Origin of the sequence: Friedmanniella luteola (assembly GCF_900105065.1) — a bacterium.
Classification (GTDB): Bacteria; Actinomycetota; Actinomycetes; order Propionibacteriales; family Propionibacteriaceae; genus Microlunatus; species Microlunatus luteolus.
This window is the reverse complement of sequence record NZ_LT629749.1, coordinates 1888715-1904552: the sequence shown is the minus strand read 5'-3', so window position 1 is coordinate 1904552 and position 15838 is coordinate 1888715. Positions and strand designations below refer to the sequence as shown.

Sequence of the window (15838 nt, the reverse complement as noted above, 5' to 3'; positions counted from 1 at the left end):
ACCGTGAGCACGACGGACCTCGAGGACGTGTGGCGCCAGGAGTCCGCCCACGTCCTCGGCGCCCTGCTCCGCCGGCACGGCGACCTCGCCGACTGCGAGGACGCCGCCCAGGAGGCGGCGGCGCGGCAGTGGCCCCGGGACGGCCGGCCGGACTCCCCCCGGGGCTGGCTGGTGCGGGTCGCCTCCCGGCGCCTGGTCGACCAGGTGCGGGCCGAGCAGGCGCGGACCGCCCGGGAGCAGCGGCAGGCGGTGATGCCGGACGTCGCGGCGCCGTCGACGGACGACCCGCTGGAGCTGCTGCTGCTGTGCTGCCACCCGGCGCTGAGCCGGGTCTCGCAGGTCGCCCTCACGCTGCGGGCGGTGTCCGGGCTGAGCACGGCCGAGGTGGCGACCGCGTTCCTGGTCCCCGAGGCGACGATGGCCCAGCGGCTGAGCCGCGCCCGCGCCACCCTGCGGTCGGCCGGTGCCCGCTTCGAGCGGCCGGGTCCCGACGAGCTGCCCGACCGGGTGGCGGCGGTGCTGGACGTGCTGCACGTGGTGTTCACCGAGGGTTCCACCCGGAGCAGCGGCGCCGCGCTGGTCGACGCGACGCTGACGGCGGAGGCGGTCCGGTTGACCCGCCGGCTGCGGGCCCTGCTGCCCGACCACGACGAGGTCGCCGGGGCGCTGGCCCTGATGCTGCTGACCGGCGCCCGGCACGCGGCCCGCGCCGACGCCCGGGGGGACCTGGTGCCGCTCGCGGAGCAGGACCGCCGGCGCTGGGACCGGGTGACGATCGCGGAGGGGCTGCAGATCCTGGAGGAGGTGCTGCCCCACGGCCACGTCGGCCGCTACCAGCTGGAGGCGGCCATCGCCGCGGTGCACGCCGAGGCGGCCACGGCCGCGGCGACCGACTGGGCCCAGGTGCTGCTGCTCTACACCGACCTGGAGCGGGTCGCCCCGGCACCGGCGGTGACCCTGAACCGGGCCGTCGCGGCGGGGATGGCGCTGGGTCCCGAGCACGGGCTGGCCCTGCTGGCCACGGTCGCCGACGCCCCGGCGCTGCGCCGCCACCACCGGCTCTTCGCCGTCCGGGCCCACCTGCGGGAGCTGGCGGGTGACGACCAGGGGGCGCTGACCGACTACCGGGAGGCCGCCCGGCTCACCGCCAGCCGGCCGGAGCAGCGCTACCTGAACGCACGGGCGGCGCGGCTGGTCGCCCTGGGCCCTTGACGCGCTCAGCCCTCGCCACCCGCCGCCGTGGGCAGCAGGTGGCTGCGACCGCCGTCCGCGTCGAGGATGACCAGCACCTCGACCGGCCCGCCGTGCGCCCGCACCGCGTGCGGCACCATCGTCGAGAACTCCGCCGCCTGCCCGGCCTCGACGAGGATCGTCCGCTCCCCCAGCCGCAGCCGCGCGGTCCCCGACAGCACGGTGAACCAGTCCCGGCCCGGGTGCACGCCGAGCGGGCCGTCGTCGTCGACCGGCCCGGGGTCGAGGCGGATGCGGGCCACCGTTAGTCCGTGGGCGGCGTCGGCGCGGGTCAGCGTCCAGGTGGTCGTCCCGCGCGCCTCGTCTCGCTGCGGGCGGATGACCACGTCCTCGTCGTCGACGGGCTCCACCAGCTGGTCGAGCGTCGTGCCGAGGGCCCGGGCGATCGGCACCAGCTGGTCGAGGGCGATCCGGCGGTGCCCGGTCTCCAGGCGGCTCAGCGTCGAGGGGCTGAGGTAGCAGCGGGCGGCCAGCACGTCCAGTGACCACCCCCGCGCCAGCCGGAGGCTGCGGATGCGTTGCCGGACGACGGCGTCGAGCACGAGTTCTTGCGTCATGAGCAAGAGGGTATGCGTAAGCGGCAGGAGTCTCCTAGGCTCGTCGTCATGGACCACGGACACCACCAGCGGGACACCCCGCACGCCCACCACCACGACCACGCCGGCGAGGGCCACGCCCACGGCGAGACGGACGAGGCCGGGCTGGCCGAGATCCTCGACCTCGACGGGGAGGTGCTGCACGCCTACCTCGACGACGTCGTCGGCTGGGTGGCCGGCGCGACCGGCCCGGACGTGCAGCGGGTGGTGGACCTCGGTGCCGGGACGGGCACCGGAACCCTCGCCCTCGCCCGCCGCTTCCCCGCCGCCCAGGTGGTCGCGGTGGACGCGTCGGCCACCATGCTCAGCCGGCTCTCCGCCGCCGCCACCGATGCCGACCTGGGCGACCGGGTGCGGACCGTCTGCGCCGACCTGGACGCGGGCTGGCCGGGTCTCGCCGACCTCGACCTCGCCTGGGCGGCGCTCTCGCTGCACCACGTCGCCGACCCCGGCCGGCTGCTCGGCCAGGTGCACGACGCGCTGCGGCCCGGTGGCCTGCTGGCCGTGACCGAGATGACCTCGGCCTCGCGCTTCCTGCCCGACGACCTCGGCGTCGGCCGCCCCGGCCTGGAGCTGCGCTGCCACGCGGCGCTCGACGCCCAGCCGGCCCCGTTCGACCGGTACCCGGACTGGGACGAGGCGCTCGAGCGCGCCGGCTTCGTCACGGTGGAGCGGCGGACCTTCTCGGTGACACCGCCCCAGCCCGAGCCGGCCACCGCCCGCTACGCGCGGTCCTACCTCAGCCGGCTCCGGCCGCGGCTCGCCGACGACCTGGCCGCCGACGACCTGGCTACGCTGGACCTGCTGCTCGACGACACCTCGCCCCACGGCCTGCTGCGCCGGGGCGACCTCCGGGTGCAGGGCAGCCGCACCGGTTGGCTGGCGCGCCGGGTCTGAGTGGCGCCGGACACCAGCGGCGGCCCCACCCTTCTGTGCTGGGCCGCCGGTGGATGCGTGATCCTCCCGACGCCCCCGGTCCCCCCGATCGGGTCGCGCGCGACCTAGGTTGGGACCATGTCCACACAGGTCAGCGCACCGAAGGGCGACCGTCCCCACCTCCGGCACCAGCCCCCCGAGGCCGCCGTGATCACCGACGCCCGGGGCGCCTCCAGCGTCGAGCTGAGCCGCCGGGTGCGGCGCTACACCCTGGCGATGGCGTTCCGGATGGCCTGCTTCGTCTCCATGGTGTTCGTCGAGGGGTGGCTGCGCTGGACCCTCCTCGCGTTCGCGGTCTTCCTGCCCTACGTCGCCGTGGTGCTCGCGAACCAGTCGGACGAGCGCACCACGCCGAGCCAGGTCGAGCACGCCACCCCCGAGCCGCTGCCCCAGCTCACCGTCGGCGACCACGCCGAGGTCATCGAGGGTGACGTCGTCGAGGACGAGCCGCTGCGCCCCGCCGCCTGACGGCTCCTCACACCTCCACGAGGCACCCCTCCGGTCGCCCGGCACCCCGGCAGCGGGGCGCCGGCACGCCAGGGGTGCCTCGCTGCACGTCCACGCCCCCTGGTCGCTCCCCACCGCTCGTCGTTGATGTTGTATCGCGATATATCGTGATACGCTCACAGCAACCGATGAGAAGGAGAACGCCATGTTCTACAGCGACGAGTTCCGTCCCCACGACGGACAGCCCGGACCCGGCCCCGAGGGGCGCCACGGACCGGGACGGCGGGGCCACCACGGTGGTCCCGATGACGAGCGCGGCCGTCACGGCCGCGGAGGTCCCCGGCCCGACGGCGGAGGTCCGCGCGGCGGACGCCGCGGCGGCGGCCGGGGGCGCGCGGGGCGCGGTGACGTGCGGATCGCCACCCTGCTGCTGCTGAGCGAGAGCCCCATGCACGGCTACCAGCTGATGCAGGCCATGGCCGACCGCACCGACGGCGCCTGGCGCCCGAGCCCCGGCGCCGTCTACCCGACGATCGCCCAGCTCGAGGACGATGGGCTGGTGACCACGGCGGTCGACGGCGGGCGCAAGCTGGTCACGCTCACCGAGGCGGGCCGTGGCCACGTCGAGGAGCAACGTGCCGGGTGGGGCGACCCGTTCGGGCAGGTCGAGGGGGCCGCCCCGGGTCCGGACCTCCGCGGGCCGCTGCACGAGCTGCACGCCGCGGCCCGACAGGTGGCCGTCTCCGGCACACCGGCCCAGGTGCAGGCGGCGACCGCGGTGCTCGCCGAGGCGCGCCGCTCGCTCTACCTCATCCTGGCGGGCGAGGCCGAGGGTGACCGTGGCTGAGCGCTGGACCGCCCGGGCGGCGGTCGCGACCAGCGTCGGCGAGCGGTACGCCAAGCAGCTGGCCTCCCACCTCGGCCACAAGGCCGAGGTCCGGGAGGAGGCCGAGGGCCGCCGCGTCGTGCTGGGCGACGGCAGCTGCCTGCTCGTCCCCGGCGGTGCCGGGCTCGAGCTCCGCGCGGAGGCCTCCTCGCCGGAGTCCCTCGCGGGGGTGCAGCACGTGGTCGGCTCGCACCTGGAGCGCTTCGGCCGGCGCGACGCCCTGGTCGTGGTCTGGACCGGGCCGGACGCCTGACCGGCCCGGGTCCGGCCCGGCGGAAGGAAGCCCGCCCCGCCGGTGTTGTGCCCCCGTGGACGCAGTGCTCTCGACGGTCGTGCTGGGCGCCGGCCAGGCCGGGCTCTCGACCGCCCACCACCTCGCGCGGCTGGGGCTGAGCCCCGGTCGCGACCTCCTGGTCCTCGACGCCGACACCGCGCCCGGCGGGGCCTGGCAGCACCGCTGGGACACCCTGACCATGGCCGACGTGCACGGCATCGCGACGCTGCCGGACCAGGCCCTGCCCTCCTTCACGGACGACCAGCCCGCCAACGTGGTCGTCCCGGCCTACTTCGCCGACTACGAGCGGCGGTACCGGCTGGCCGTCCGGCGCCCGGTGCGGGTGGACCGGGTGGAGCCCGCCGGTCCGCTGCTGCGGGTGCGCGCCGGCGAGCAGGCGTGGCTGACCCGCACCCTGGTGAACGCCACCGGCACCTGGCAGCGGCCCTTCATCCCGGTCTACCCCGGTGCCGCGGGCTTCCGCGGCCGCCAGCTGCACACCCACGACTACCGCGGACCTGGCGACTTCGCCGGGCAGCACGTCGTCGTGGTCGGGGGCGGGGCGTCGGCCGTCCAGCTGCTCGCCGAGCTCAGCGCGGTGGCGAGCACCACGTGGGTCACCCGGCGGCCGCCGGTGTGGCGCGACGCCGACTTCACCCCCGAGGCCGGGCGAGCCGCCGTCGCCCTGGTCGAGGAGCGGGTCCGCCAGGGCCTGCCGCCGGCCAGCGTCGTCAGCGTCACCGGCCTGGCCCTGCGCGCTCAGGAGCAGGGGGCCCGCGAGCGCGGGGTCTACGTGCGGGAGCCGATGTTCGCCCGGCTCACCCCCACCGGGGTGGCCTGGCCCGACGGCCGGGAGCAGCGCGCCGACGCCGTGCTGTGGGCCACCGGCTTCCGGCCCGACGTGACCCACCTGGCGCCGCTGCACCTGCGCTCGGCCGCCGGCGGCATCCAGCTGGACGGGACGACGGCCGTCCGGGACCCCCGGGTGCAGCTCGTGGGCTACGGGCCCTCCGCCAGCACGATCGGGGCCAACCGGGCGGGACGGGCCGCGGCGGTCGCCGTGCTGGCCCGGCTGCGACAGGCTGCCGCCTGAGCACCGGACCGGGTCAGGTGGGCTCCACCGCCGACACGGGGAAGTTCCAGTCCCGCCACATCCCCAGCAGCCGCAGACCGGTCGCCGCCACGGTGCCCACCAGCAGCCCCAGGTCCCCGGGGCCACCGAGCGCGGCCCACACGACGACCACGAGCGCGCCGAGCAGAGCCGGCACGGCGTAGAGGTCGCGGCGCAGCAGCAGGGGCACCTCGTTCACCAGCACGTCGCGGAGCACCCCGCCGCCCACCGCTCCGACCGCCCCGATGAGCACCGCCGCGAAGTGGCTGGCGCCGAGGTCGAGGGCGTAGGAGGCGCTGGTGGTGGCGAAGAGCCCGAGGCCGACCGCGTCGTAGACCCCGATCACCCCGCGCAGCCGGCCCAGGTGAGGGTGGACGTAGAAGACCAGCAGCGAGGCCCCGAGGGCGACCGTGGCGTTGGTCCACCGGTCGAACGAGACCGGCGGGGTGACGCCCAGCAGCAGGTCGCGCACGATCCCGCCGCCCAGACCGGCGGTCAGGCCGACGACGCAGACGCCGAACAGCTCGAGCCGGCGCCGGACCCCCGCGAGGGCTCCGGAGGCCGCGAACACGACGATGCCGACGTAGGTCAACAGGGCGAGGAACACCCGTCAGGGTCTCACGCCCCCTGCAGGAGGGTCCTCAGCATCAGCAGGCCGTCGCGCCGCCGGGTCTTCACCGTGCCGACCGGCAGGCCGAGCCGCTCCGCGATCTGCACCGCCGTGCAGCCCTCGAGGTAGGTCATCCGCAGCACCTCGCGCTTGCCCGGCGTCAGCGTCTCGAGGGCCGCGAGCACCCGGACGGCCTCGACGCGGCGCAGCACCCCCTCCCACACCTCGTCGACCGGCTCGTCCGACGCGTGCTGCCGGGCGTGCGCGAGGTCGCGGCTCGCCTGCCGGGTGAGCTGGCGGATCCGGTCGATCGCCTTGCGCCGGGCCAGCGTGCCGAGCCAGGCCAGCACGGCGCCCCGAGCCGGGTCGTAGCGGGCCGCGTTCTGCCAGGCGGCGGCGTAGACGTCCTGGACCACGTCCGCCGTGGTCTCGGGTGACCGCACCAGGCTGTGGACGAGGACCCGGACGTGCCCGCGGGTGCGTCCGTAGAACACCCGGAACGCCTGCTCGTCCCCGGCCCCGGAGGCGGCCAGGAGGTCGACCAGGGAGGCCTCGACCAGGTCGTCGTCGGCCTGCCGCGGACGGGTCAGCAACGTGCTCAGGGGTCGTACCTCCGGTTCGACCCCGAGCCGGCAGAACAGGACACCGTGCGCCCCCGGACCTCCCGGCCGGAGCCGGGACGTCGTTCTGTAGCGCACGATACTCTGCCGCGCGACTCCTCTCCGCACGGGCTGCTGGGTGTCCTGGGCGTGTCGACCCGGGGACCGTCCCGCTCAGCCCGCAGCACCCCCGGCGGAGCGGCGGACCCGCTGCTCGACGGGGTCCGGCACCGGGACCGCGGCGAGCAGCCGCTGGGTGTAGGCGGCGGTCGGCCGGGTCAGCACCTCCGACGTCGGGCCCTGTTCCACCACCCGACCGGACTGGAGCACGAGGACGTCGTCGCTCACCTGGTGGACCACGGCCAGGTCGTGGCTGATGAAGAGGCAGGCGAAACCGTGCTGGGCCTGCAGCTCGGCGAAGAGCCGCAAGATGCCCGCCTGCACCGTGACGTCGAGCGCGCTGGTGGGCTCGTCGGCGAGCAGCAGGGCCGGCCGCAGCGCCAGCGCTCGGGCCAGCGCGACCCGCTGCCGCTGACCCCCGCTCAGCTCGTGCGGCTGCCGGTGCTCGGTGCCGGCCGGCAGCGCGACCTCCTCCAGCAGCGCCCGGACCCGCGCCCGCAGGGCCGACCCGCGGGTCCTCCTGGCCCGGAGCGCCGCAGGGTGCAGCAGCAGGGGCTCGGCGACGCTCTCGCCGACGGTGAGCAGCGGGTCGAGCGTGGTCGCCGGGTCCTGGTGGACCACGCCCAGACGGCCGCGCAGCCGGCGCAGCTCGGAGGTCGGCGCCCGGGCCAGGTCGACGCCCTCCACCCGGACGCGCCCGCGGGCGGCCGGCAGCTGACCGCTGACCGCGCGCGCCAGGGTCGTCTTGCCCGACCCCGACTCCCCCACCACCCCGAGGACGCGGCCGGGATCGAGCCGCAGGGACACACCCTCCAGGGCCCGGAAGTCCCGGGCCCGGCCGCGCCCGGCGAGGTCGACGGCGAGGTCGACGACCTCCAGGGCGGCCGGGCCGACCGGCGCGGGGCGCTCGGCCCGCACGGGTTCGGTCACCCCCACCCGGGCGGCGGCCGGGGCCGGCAGCCGCGGCACCGCCCCCAGCAGCTCCCGGGCGTACTCGGTGCAGGGTGCGGCGAACAGCGACACCACCTCGCCCCGCTCCACCATCCGGCCGCCCCGCATGACCAGCACCCGGTCGGCCAGGTCGGCCACCACGCCCATGTCGTGGGTGATCAGCAGCACCGCGGTGCCCAGCCGGACCCGCAGCTCCCCCAGCAGCTGGAGGATCTCGGCCTGCACGGTCACGTCGAGGGCGGTCGTCGGCTCGTCGGCGATCAGCAGCGCCGGGTCGTTGGCCAGGGCGAGCGCGATCACGACCCGCTGCTTCTGCCCGCCCGAGAGCTGGTGCGGGTAGGCGCGCGCCCGCCGCTCCGGGTCGGGCACCCCGACGGTCGCCAGCAGCTCGACGGCTCGGGCGCGGGCGGCCCCACGGGACACCCGCCGGTGGGCGTGCACCGCCTCGGCCAGCTGCCAGCCGATCGTCCGGACCGGGTTGAGGGCGGTCTGCGGCTCCTGGAACACCAGGGCCGCCACCCGGCCGCGCACCCCCCGCCAGGCGGGCTCGGGAGCCCCGAGGAGGTTGGGCTGCTCGTGCGCCGGACGCTCGTCGGGGGTCGCGGTGAGCCGGACGGAGCCCGACGTGCGCGCCGCCGCGGGCAGCAGCCCCAGGACCGCCTGCGCGGTCACGCTCTTGCCCGAGCCCGACTCACCGACCAGGGCCAGCACCTCCCCCCGCCGCACCGAGAAGGAGACGTCGTCGACGGCCGGCGGGCCCTCGACCCCCGAGAACTCGACCCGCAGGCCGTCGACGCGGAGCACCGCGCCCCCACGCACCGGGCGGGGAGCCGGGCGCCCGGTCGTGGCGGGACCAGCAGACGGGGTCCGCGTCGGGGCGGTCATCGGCCCACCCGTCGGGCCCCGGCCACGGCCTGGGCCAGCAGCTGCAGGGCGAGCACCAGGACGACCACGACGGCCAGCGGGCCCAGCACGTAGGCGGCGTTCGTCTCGGCGTAGCCGATGCCGTCGCTGACCAGCCCGCCCAGCGACGGCGCCGGTGGCCGGACCCCGATGCCGAGGAAGCTCATCGCGGACTCGACGAACACGGCCAGGGACAGCGAGAGGGCCAGCTGCACACCGAGCGGTTCGGCGGCGTTGGGCAGCACGTGCCGCCGGAGCAGCCACCAGCGGCCGGCGCCCATCGTCCGGGCCGCCTCGACGTAGGGCAGCTCCTGCACCCGGAGCACGGCGCTGCGCAGCACCCGGGCGAACACCGGCGTCTCGACCGCTGCGATGACGGTGATGACCGTCAGTGTCCCGGGCCCCGCCACCGCGGTGAGCCCGATCGCGAAGATCAGCGTCGGGAACGCCAGCAACAGGTCGAACAGCCGCTGCAGGCCGACGTCGAGGGGGGTGGCGAGCGTCCCGAGCAGGGCCGCCGCCGTCCCCAGGAGCGCTCCGAGCGGCACCGCCACGAAGACGATGACGAGGTCGGTGCGGATGCCGAAGAGGGTCCGGGACAGCACGTCGCGGTTCACCTCGTCGGTGCCCAGCAGGTGCGCCGCACCGGGCGGCAGCAGGTTGGCCCCGGCCAGCTGCGCCTCCGGGGCGTACGGGGCGAGGACGGGGGCCAGGAGGCCGGCGGCGACGACGAGCCCGAGCAGGACGGCCCCGGCCAGCCCCGACCCGCGGGTCAGCGCGACCAGCGCAGGCCGGCGACGACGTCGGCCGGCCCCGCCGACGAGGGCGGTGCCGGTGACCGCGTCGGTGAGGGCGCTCACGTCAGACCGCCGATCCGGACGCGGGGGTCCAGCCAGGCGTGCACGACGTCGGTGAGCAGCTGGACGGCCACGAACACGGCGACCGAGAGCAGCAGCAGCACCTGCACCACCGGGTAGTCCCGGCTGTCGATCGCCCGGGCGGCCAGCTGACCGAGGCCGGGCCAGGTGAAGACGGCCTCGACCAGCACGGCGCCGCCGAGCAGCCCGCCCGCCTGCAGGCCGAGGGCTGTGAGGTAGGTGGGCAGTGCCGCGGGCAGGGCGTGCCCGACCAGCAGCCGACGCGGCCGGACCCCCGCCGCACGGGCGGTGACGACGTACGGCGACGCCAGCTCGGTGCGGAGCGCCTCGGTGAGGAAGCGGGTCAGCCCGGCCGTGGCCGGCAGCGCCAGGCAGACCGCCGGCAGCAGCAGGTACTGCACCGCCAGGTCGGGCCGGGCGACGAAGCCGTCGGGCGGGGTGCCCCCGGTGGGCAGCACCGGGAGCCACAGGCCGAACGCCAGCACCAGCAGGACGCCGGTGACGAAGGTGGGCAGGGCCAGCGCGAGGGCGTTGGTCGTGGTGAGCAGGCCGTCCAGGAGCGGGCTCCGGGTCCGGGCCCACAGCAGCGACAGCCCCAGGCTGACGACCACGGTGATCCCGACCGCCGCACCCGTCAGCACCAGCGTGTTGCTCAGCCCGGCGCGCACCAGGTCGGCGATGTCGCCTCCGATCAGGTACGAGCGGCCGAGGTCGAACCGCAGCACGTGGCCCAGCCAGCTGAGGTACTGGCGCACCAGCGGCTGGTCGAGGCCCAGCTCGGCGCGGATCGCGTCGACGGCCTCGGGCGGGGCGTCGGGCCCGGCCAGCATCGTGGCCGGGTCGCCCGGGACCAGCCGGAGCATCCCGAAGATGGCCGCAGAGGCCAGCAGCAGCACCGCGAGTGCCGAGGGCAGCCGGCGCAGCAGGTAGCGCAGCATCGTCGTCTCCTCAGGCCAGCCAGGCGTCGGTCAGCTGGAGTTCCGCGCGCTTGGTGTAGGAGACGCCCCGCAGCCTCGACGAGGTCACCCACTGCGGGAGCAGGACGGCGATCTCGGCCAGGAAGGCCGCGTCGAGCAGGTCCTCGGAGACCTTCGCGTACGCCGCCACCGCCGCCGCGCTGGTGCCGTCGGCCACGCTCCAGGCGGCGTCGGCGTCGGCCACGTAGTCGTCGTCGGCGTACTGCGACGCGTTCTTGCGGGCGTTGAAGGGGTAGGCGCTCACCGTCAGCGTCGAAGGTGTGTACTGCGCCCACGAGTGCGTCGCCAGCCACAGCCCCCGGAACTTCGCGCCGATGAGCTGCTTGACGAACTGGGCGCCGTCGACCGGGTCGAGGGTGACGGTGATGCCCACTTCGGCCAGGTCGGCCTGGACGATGGCGGCGGTCGCGGTCTGCGTCGGCGTCGGGGTGTAGGTGAGCGGCAGGGCCGGGATGTTCCCGACCTCGGCCACCAGCGACCTCGCCCGGTCGAGGTCGCGGGCGTAGGTCGAGTTCCCGGCTTCGTCGTAGGCCGGTGAGTACGTCGGCCAGGGCAGGTTGACCGGGTAGCCGGCCCCACGCAGCACCTCCGCGACCACCCGGTCGCGGTCGAGGGCGAACGCGATCGCCTTCCGCAGCCGGACGTCGTCCAGCGGCTTCGCCGTCACGTTGGAGCCGACGTAGAGCTGCTGCTCGGCGCCCTCGAGTCGGATCTCGTCGAAGCCGTCGCCCCGGGCGAGGTTCTCGACGTCCAGGGAGCCGAGGCCGTTGGCGAACTGCACCTGGCCGCTGCGGAGCGCGGCCAGCAGGGCCTTGGGGTCGGTGATGACGCTCACGTCCACCGCGTCGGCGTAGGGCCGCCCGGGCACCCAGTAGTCGGGGTTCCGGTCGAGGCGGAGGCCGGAGTTCGGCGACCACGAGGTCAGCCTGAACGGCCCCGTGCCGATGATCTGCTCGCCCGTGCGCAGCTGCTCGACGGTCTCGGAGTCGAGGACCGGTGCCGTGTCCAGCAGGTCGAAGACGTTGCCCAGCGGGTGGTCGAAGCCCAGCACGACCCGGTGCGGCTCCGTGGTGTCGTAGGAGGTGATGGCCGCGGCGGTGCTGCGCAGCTGGGCCGTCCACAGCGGGTCGGCGTAGGCCTTCAGCGAGAACTCGACGTCCTTCGACGTGAACGGCCGGCCCGAGTGGAAGACGACGTCGTCGCGGAGGTCGAGGCTCAGCGAGCGGCCGTCCGGTGCCAGCTCCCACGCCGTGGCCAGCCGCGGGGCCGGCTCGACCTGGTCGTTCGGGTAGCGGATCAGGGAGTCGAAGACCAGCCCGACGACCGTGGTGATGCCGGTGTTGGAGTTGGTCAGCAGGTTGCCGGGGATCAGGTCGGCGACGATGCCAGCGGCGATGGTGCCACCGCGGACGGGCTCGCCGACCGCGTCGCCGGCGCTGCTCGCCTGGCTGACGGCGGACTCGCAGGCCGCGGCCCCTCCCACGGTGGCGGCGAGGCCGAGCGCGGCCACGCCCTGGAGCAGGCGGCGGCGGTCGAGGACAGGAGGGAGCACGGGCGTGGCCTTTCGGGCGCACCTCGGACCGGGTTGTCAGCCGCGGTGGTCGCTCGGACCACCCGCGCTGACAACTCGGCGCGAGGGGGGAGGGAGGGAGGGAGGGGTCAGACCAGGGCGGAGAACGCGGAGGCGTCGCCCTGGCGTGGGGTGGAGCTGACGCCGTCGACGCTCACCGGGACGTCGCCGGCGAGGGTGATGCGGTGCAGCAGCCGCTTCTGGTCGCCGTAGTCGGCGACGCCGTAGTGCTGGGTGGCGCGGTTGTCCCAGATGGCCAGGTCGCCCGAGGACCAGTGCCAGCGGACGGTGTTCTCCAGCCGGGTGACGTGGCGCTGCAGCAGGGTGAACAGGTCGGCCGAGTCGTGGCTGCTCAGCCCGACGAACCGCTTGACGAAGTGACCGAGCAGCAGGGTCCGCTCCCCCGTCTCCGGGTGCACGCGGACGACCGGGTGCTCGGTCTCGAAGACCTGCGAGGCGAACTCGTCGCGGTAGGCCTGCTCCTCGATGTCGATGCCGCCGATGCGCTTCTCGTCGCGCTCGGCCACGTAGTCGTACAGGTTGGTGTGCACGGCCCACAGCCGGTCGACGAGGGCCTGCAGCGCCGGGTGCAGCCGCTCGTAGGCGGTCGCGGTGTTGGCCCAGACGGTGGTCCCGCCGTGGCTGGGCAGGATGAGCGGCCGGAGCAGGCTGATGGCCGGGATGCGGTCGACGAAGGTGACGTCGGTGTGCCAGCTGTTGGCCTTGCCGCGCTCCGAGTCGATGGCCAGCACCCCGTTGTCGTTGCCGCGCACGGTCGGGTGCGGCGAGGTGGGCGTGCCGAGGAGCGAGGCGAACTCGTGCTGTCCGGCGTCGTCGAGGTGGTCCTGGCCGGAGAAGAAGACGACCTTGTGCGCGAGCAGGGCGCGGCGGATCTCCGCGACGGCCGCCGGGTCGACGTCGCCGCCGAGCCGGACGCCGCCGACGGTGGCCCCGATGCTCTCGCCCAGCGGGCGGACGGTGATGCGGGCGTAGCCGTCGTCGGTGGTGCTTAGACGGTCCTGGAGGAGGGTCATGCGGGTGTCCTTTCGGGACGGGTGGTGGCGCCTGGTCCAGTCGGGGAGGACCAGGCGGGGGTGGTGGAGCGGCACGGCAGAGGCGTGCGTGGGCGCGCGAGGCGCGGCCCGAGGGGTCAGGAGACCCGGCGGGGGCGACGACAACAACCGGCGGGGCCCGGACCGGGCCTGCGCGGGTCTAGTTGCCGAGTAAGCATGGTGTGACAGTAGGGAATTGGCGACGTGGCCCACAAGGGCTGTCCGGATGGTGGACTGTCGTCTCAGACGGGCGCTCCAGGGCCCGGCACACGCAGAACGCCACCGGTGCGGGGCACCGGTGGCGTCTGGGTGGGCGGGAAGGGCAGGACTCAGTGGTGCAGCGGGATGCGCAGCACCTGTCCGGCATTCTTCTCGGTGGCGTGGATCGTGACGTACGCCGCGCCGTCGTGCAGGGCGATGCCGTAGGGGGCGATCAGCCCGCCCAGGATCGTCGTGTGCGTCGAGTGACCCGGTCGCACCCGGACGACGGAGCCGCGCGCGGCCTCGCCGGCGAGCAGCCCGTTGGCGGCGATCTGGACGGCGTAGAGGTGGCCGTGCCGGTCGAAGGCCAGGTCGGTGACGTTGGTCAGGCCGGTGGCGTACCTGGTCGGCGCGTGACCCGGCACGACCCGCCAGATGCTCGATCCCCCGACCGGGAAGGGGAAGCCGGTCAGCTGGCTGACGTAGAGCGCACCGTCGGGACCTTGCGCCACGGAGGTGGGGACGGCGTCGGCGTCGGGGAACCCTGCCGCCGGCACGCTGGGGAGCACGGCCACCGTGCGCACCTTGCCGTGCCGTCCGACCTTGTACACGGTGTTGCCCCCGGCGTCGGCGACGTAGGTCGACCGGCCGGTGCTGAGCAGGCCCACCGGGTTGCTGTCGAGGTCCGTCGGCTCCGGGTTGGACCTGATCTCCTTCGCCCCGATGTCGGCGACCACGCGCAGCCGGGAGCTGCCCAGCCGACCGGTGGAGAGGGTGGCGAGCTTCTCGTAGCCCGGCGTCTTGCCGACGCGCGAGGTCGGGTCGGCGCCGAGCCCCAGCAGCACCGCGTAGCGGTGGCCGTAGACCTTCACGTCGCCCGCGCCGATCGCGTTGGCCCCGGTCGTCTCGCCCGCGAGCGAGGGCAGGCCGGTCACGACCCGACGCTGACCGCGGGCCGTCACCCGCGTGATCGACCCGCTCTTCCCGAAGCAGACGCGACCCTCGGGACCGGCGGCGCAGTCGGCCGTGCCCCCCTCGCCGGCCTCGGCCACGTAGAGGGCACCCCCGCTGAAGCTCATCTGGCGCGGGTTGTCGAGTCCGGTGGCGACGACCCGGACGCGGTCGCGGTCGCGGTGGTCGCGCTCGTGCGCCGTGGCGGCGGGGGCGAGCCCGACCGTGCCGACGGCGGTGAGCAGGGAGAGGGAGACGGCGGCAGCACGCCAGCCGGGTCGGGACAGAACCATGGTCGCTCCTGAACGGTGGGAGGCCGGCCCCGTTGCCGGCCGCCTCGGACCGTAGCGACGGCTCCAGCGACCGGCCAGGTACCAGAAGACGCCACTGGTCCTCGCACCCGACGGCCGCCAGGATGCCCGCCCGTCCCCGAGCGCGGCGGATCAGCGCTCGGCGCCGGCGCTCAGCCGGAGGACGACCTCGCCCTCGATGTGCGCGGCGCCGGGGTCGTCGGCGGCCAGGGCCAGCTCGGCCGCCCGGCGACCCATCTCCTCCAGCGGCAGCCGGAACGTGGTCATCGGCGGGTCGAAGTCGCGCAGGGTCGGGATGTCGTCGAACCCCGCCACCTCGACGTCGGCGGGGACCCGCAGGCCGCGGGCCCGGACGGCGGCGAGCGCCCCCAGGGCCATCACGTCGTTGACCGCCAGCAGGCAGAGCGGCTGGTCGGAGCCCTCGGTCCCCGGGCCGGCCGCCTCGAGGCAGGCCTCGGCCGCGCTGCGGCCGCCCTCGCTGGTGAACTCACCGCGGACCACGAGCAGGGGCTCCAGCCCCGCGGCGGCCAGGGCCCGGCGGAACCCGGCGACCCGGTGCTGGGTGGTGACCAGCTCCTCCGGTCCGCCCAGGACGGCGAAGCGACGCCGGCCCCGCGCCACGAGGGCGGTCACCAAGCGGGCCGCCCCGTCCTCGTTCGCCACCTCGACGACGCGGGCCCCGGCGAACCCGGTGTGCCCGAAGGTGACCAGGCGGCCGCCGTTGGCGGTGTAGCGCACCAGCTCGCGGGTGAGGGCCTGGTCCGAGTGCGCGCCCCGGGAGCCGGCCAGGATGATCGCGTCGGTGCGGTAGGTCGCGAAGGCCTTGACCGCGTCGACCTCGCTCTGCTCGTGGCGGTCGGTGCTGGCCAGCAGGACCTGGCTGCGCCGCTCCCGCGCGGCGTGCTGGGCGCCGCGGACGATGCTCGAGAAGTAGGGGTCGCTGATGTCGTGGACGACGACGCCCACCAGCCCGGTGGACGAGCGGGCCAGCGCCTGGGCCTGCGCGTTGGCGACGTAGCCGAGCTCGTCGGCGGCCGCCCGGACGCGGACGGCGATCGCCTCGGCCGGGCTGCGGAGAGAGCCGTTGAGCACCCGGGACGCCGTGGCCAGGGAGACGCCGGCGCGCACCGCGACGTCGGTCAGTCGTACCGCAGGCACCTGTTCTCCAGCCCTCCGGGAGACCTTTGACGGCCTCGTGACCAGGAGTGTAGCGT

The 15838-nt window shown here is 75.4% G+C and carries 16 protein-coding genes; 6 read left to right on the top strand and 10 right to left on the bottom strand.

Translation table 11 applies throughout. The features are described 5' to 3' along the window. Positions 1–3 precede the first annotated feature (3 nt). Positions 4–1212 (top strand): RNA polymerase sigma factor, encoded by a 1209-nt coding sequence (locus BLT72_RS09020; RefSeq protein WP_091412184.1) that lies wholly within the window; start codon positions 4–6, stop codon positions 1210–1212. Between the two features lie 5 nt (positions 1213–1217). Here the strand turns inward: BLT72_RS09020 and BLT72_RS09015 are convergent, their stop codons facing one another. Further along, entirely contained in the window at positions 1218–1808 is a 591-nt protein-coding gene (locus BLT72_RS09015; protein WP_091412182.1) for an XRE family transcriptional regulator, read from the bottom strand. A gap of 48 nt (positions 1809–1856) precedes the next feature. On the opposite strand from BLT72_RS09015, the gene BLT72_RS09010 reads away from it, so the two are divergent. From BLT72_RS09010 to BLT72_RS08990, 5 genes are all read left to right on the top strand, one after another. Next, on the top strand, positions 1857–2744 hold the full coding sequence (locus BLT72_RS09010; RefSeq protein ID WP_091412180.1) for a class I SAM-dependent methyltransferase: 888 nt from the start codon (positions 1857–1859) through the stop codon (positions 2742–2744). Between the two features lie 117 nt (positions 2745–2861). After that, positions 2862–3251, top strand: coding sequence for a DUF3099 domain-containing protein (locus tag BLT72_RS09005; RefSeq protein ID WP_091412178.1), 390 nt, complete (start codon positions 2862–2864; stop codon positions 3249–3251). A 388-nt stretch (positions 3252–3639) separates the two neighbouring features. Next, positions 3640–4077, top strand: a complete 438-nt coding sequence (locus BLT72_RS09000; RefSeq protein ID WP_231930465.1) for a PadR family transcriptional regulator — start codon at positions 3640–3642, stop codon at positions 4075–4077. After that, entirely contained in the window at positions 4070–4369 is a 300-nt protein-coding gene (locus BLT72_RS22715) for a DUF2218 domain-containing protein (protein WP_091412175.1), read from the top strand. Before BLT72_RS09000 ends, BLT72_RS22715 begins: the two co-directional genes overlap by 8 nt. 55 nt (positions 4370–4424) lie before the next feature. After that, entirely contained in the window at positions 4425–5483 is a 1059-nt protein-coding gene (locus tag BLT72_RS08990) for an NAD(P)-binding domain-containing protein (RefSeq protein ID WP_091412173.1), read from the top strand. Between the two features lie 13 nt (positions 5484–5496). On the opposite strand, the gene BLT72_RS08985 is transcribed toward BLT72_RS08990, so the two are convergent. The 9 genes from BLT72_RS08985 to BLT72_RS08945 all read right to left on the bottom strand — a co-directional run bounded on the left by BLT72_RS08985 (position 5497) and on the right by BLT72_RS08945 (position 15782). Continuing rightward, positions 5497–6108, bottom strand: a complete 612-nt coding sequence (locus BLT72_RS08985) for a trimeric intracellular cation channel family protein (protein ID WP_091412171.1) — start codon at positions 6106–6108, stop codon at positions 5497–5499. Positions 6109–6119: 11 nt separating this feature from the next. After that, on the bottom strand, positions 6120–6809 hold the full coding sequence (locus BLT72_RS08980; RefSeq protein ID WP_157720367.1) for a sigma-70 family RNA polymerase sigma factor: 690 nt from the start codon (positions 6807–6809) through the stop codon (positions 6120–6122). A 75-nt stretch (positions 6810–6884) separates the two neighbouring features. Beyond that, positions 6885–8585: a dipeptide ABC transporter ATP-binding protein gene (locus tag BLT72_RS08975; protein ID WP_231930464.1), complete on the bottom strand. Its 1701-nt coding sequence runs from the start codon at positions 8583–8585 to the stop codon at positions 6885–6887. A gap of 77 nt (positions 8586–8662) precedes the next feature. Further along, entirely contained in the window at positions 8663–9544 is an 882-nt protein-coding gene (locus BLT72_RS08970; RefSeq protein ID WP_172826047.1) for an ABC transporter permease, read from the bottom strand. Then, positions 9541–10500, bottom strand: a complete 960-nt coding sequence (locus tag BLT72_RS08965) for an ABC transporter permease (RefSeq protein ID WP_091412165.1) — start codon at positions 10498–10500, stop codon at positions 9541–9543. Before BLT72_RS08965 ends, BLT72_RS08970 begins: the two co-directional genes overlap by 4 nt. A gap of 10 nt (positions 10501–10510) precedes the next feature. Then, a complete protein-coding gene (locus tag BLT72_RS08960) occupies positions 10511–12091 on the bottom strand; it encodes an ABC transporter substrate-binding protein (RefSeq protein ID WP_197677242.1) in 1581 nt (526 codons plus the stop codon). Between the two features lie 107 nt (positions 12092–12198). Next, the gene (locus BLT72_RS08955; RefSeq protein ID WP_091412163.1) at positions 12199–13143 is read right to left on the bottom strand and encodes a TauD/TfdA dioxygenase family protein; all 945 of its coding nucleotides are present in this window, start codon (positions 13141–13143) and stop codon (positions 12199–12201) included. 347 nt (positions 13144–13490) lie between these two features. Next, complete coding sequence (locus tag BLT72_RS08950; protein ID WP_091412161.1) at positions 13491–14606, bottom strand: ScyD/ScyE family protein; 1116 nt, start codon at positions 14604–14606, stop codon at positions 13491–13493. Between the two features lie 150 nt (positions 14607–14756). Next, complete coding sequence (locus tag BLT72_RS08945) at positions 14757–15782, bottom strand: LacI family DNA-binding transcriptional regulator (protein ID WP_091412159.1); 1026 nt, start codon at positions 15780–15782, stop codon at positions 14757–14759. Positions 15783–15838 lie beyond the last annotated feature (56 nt).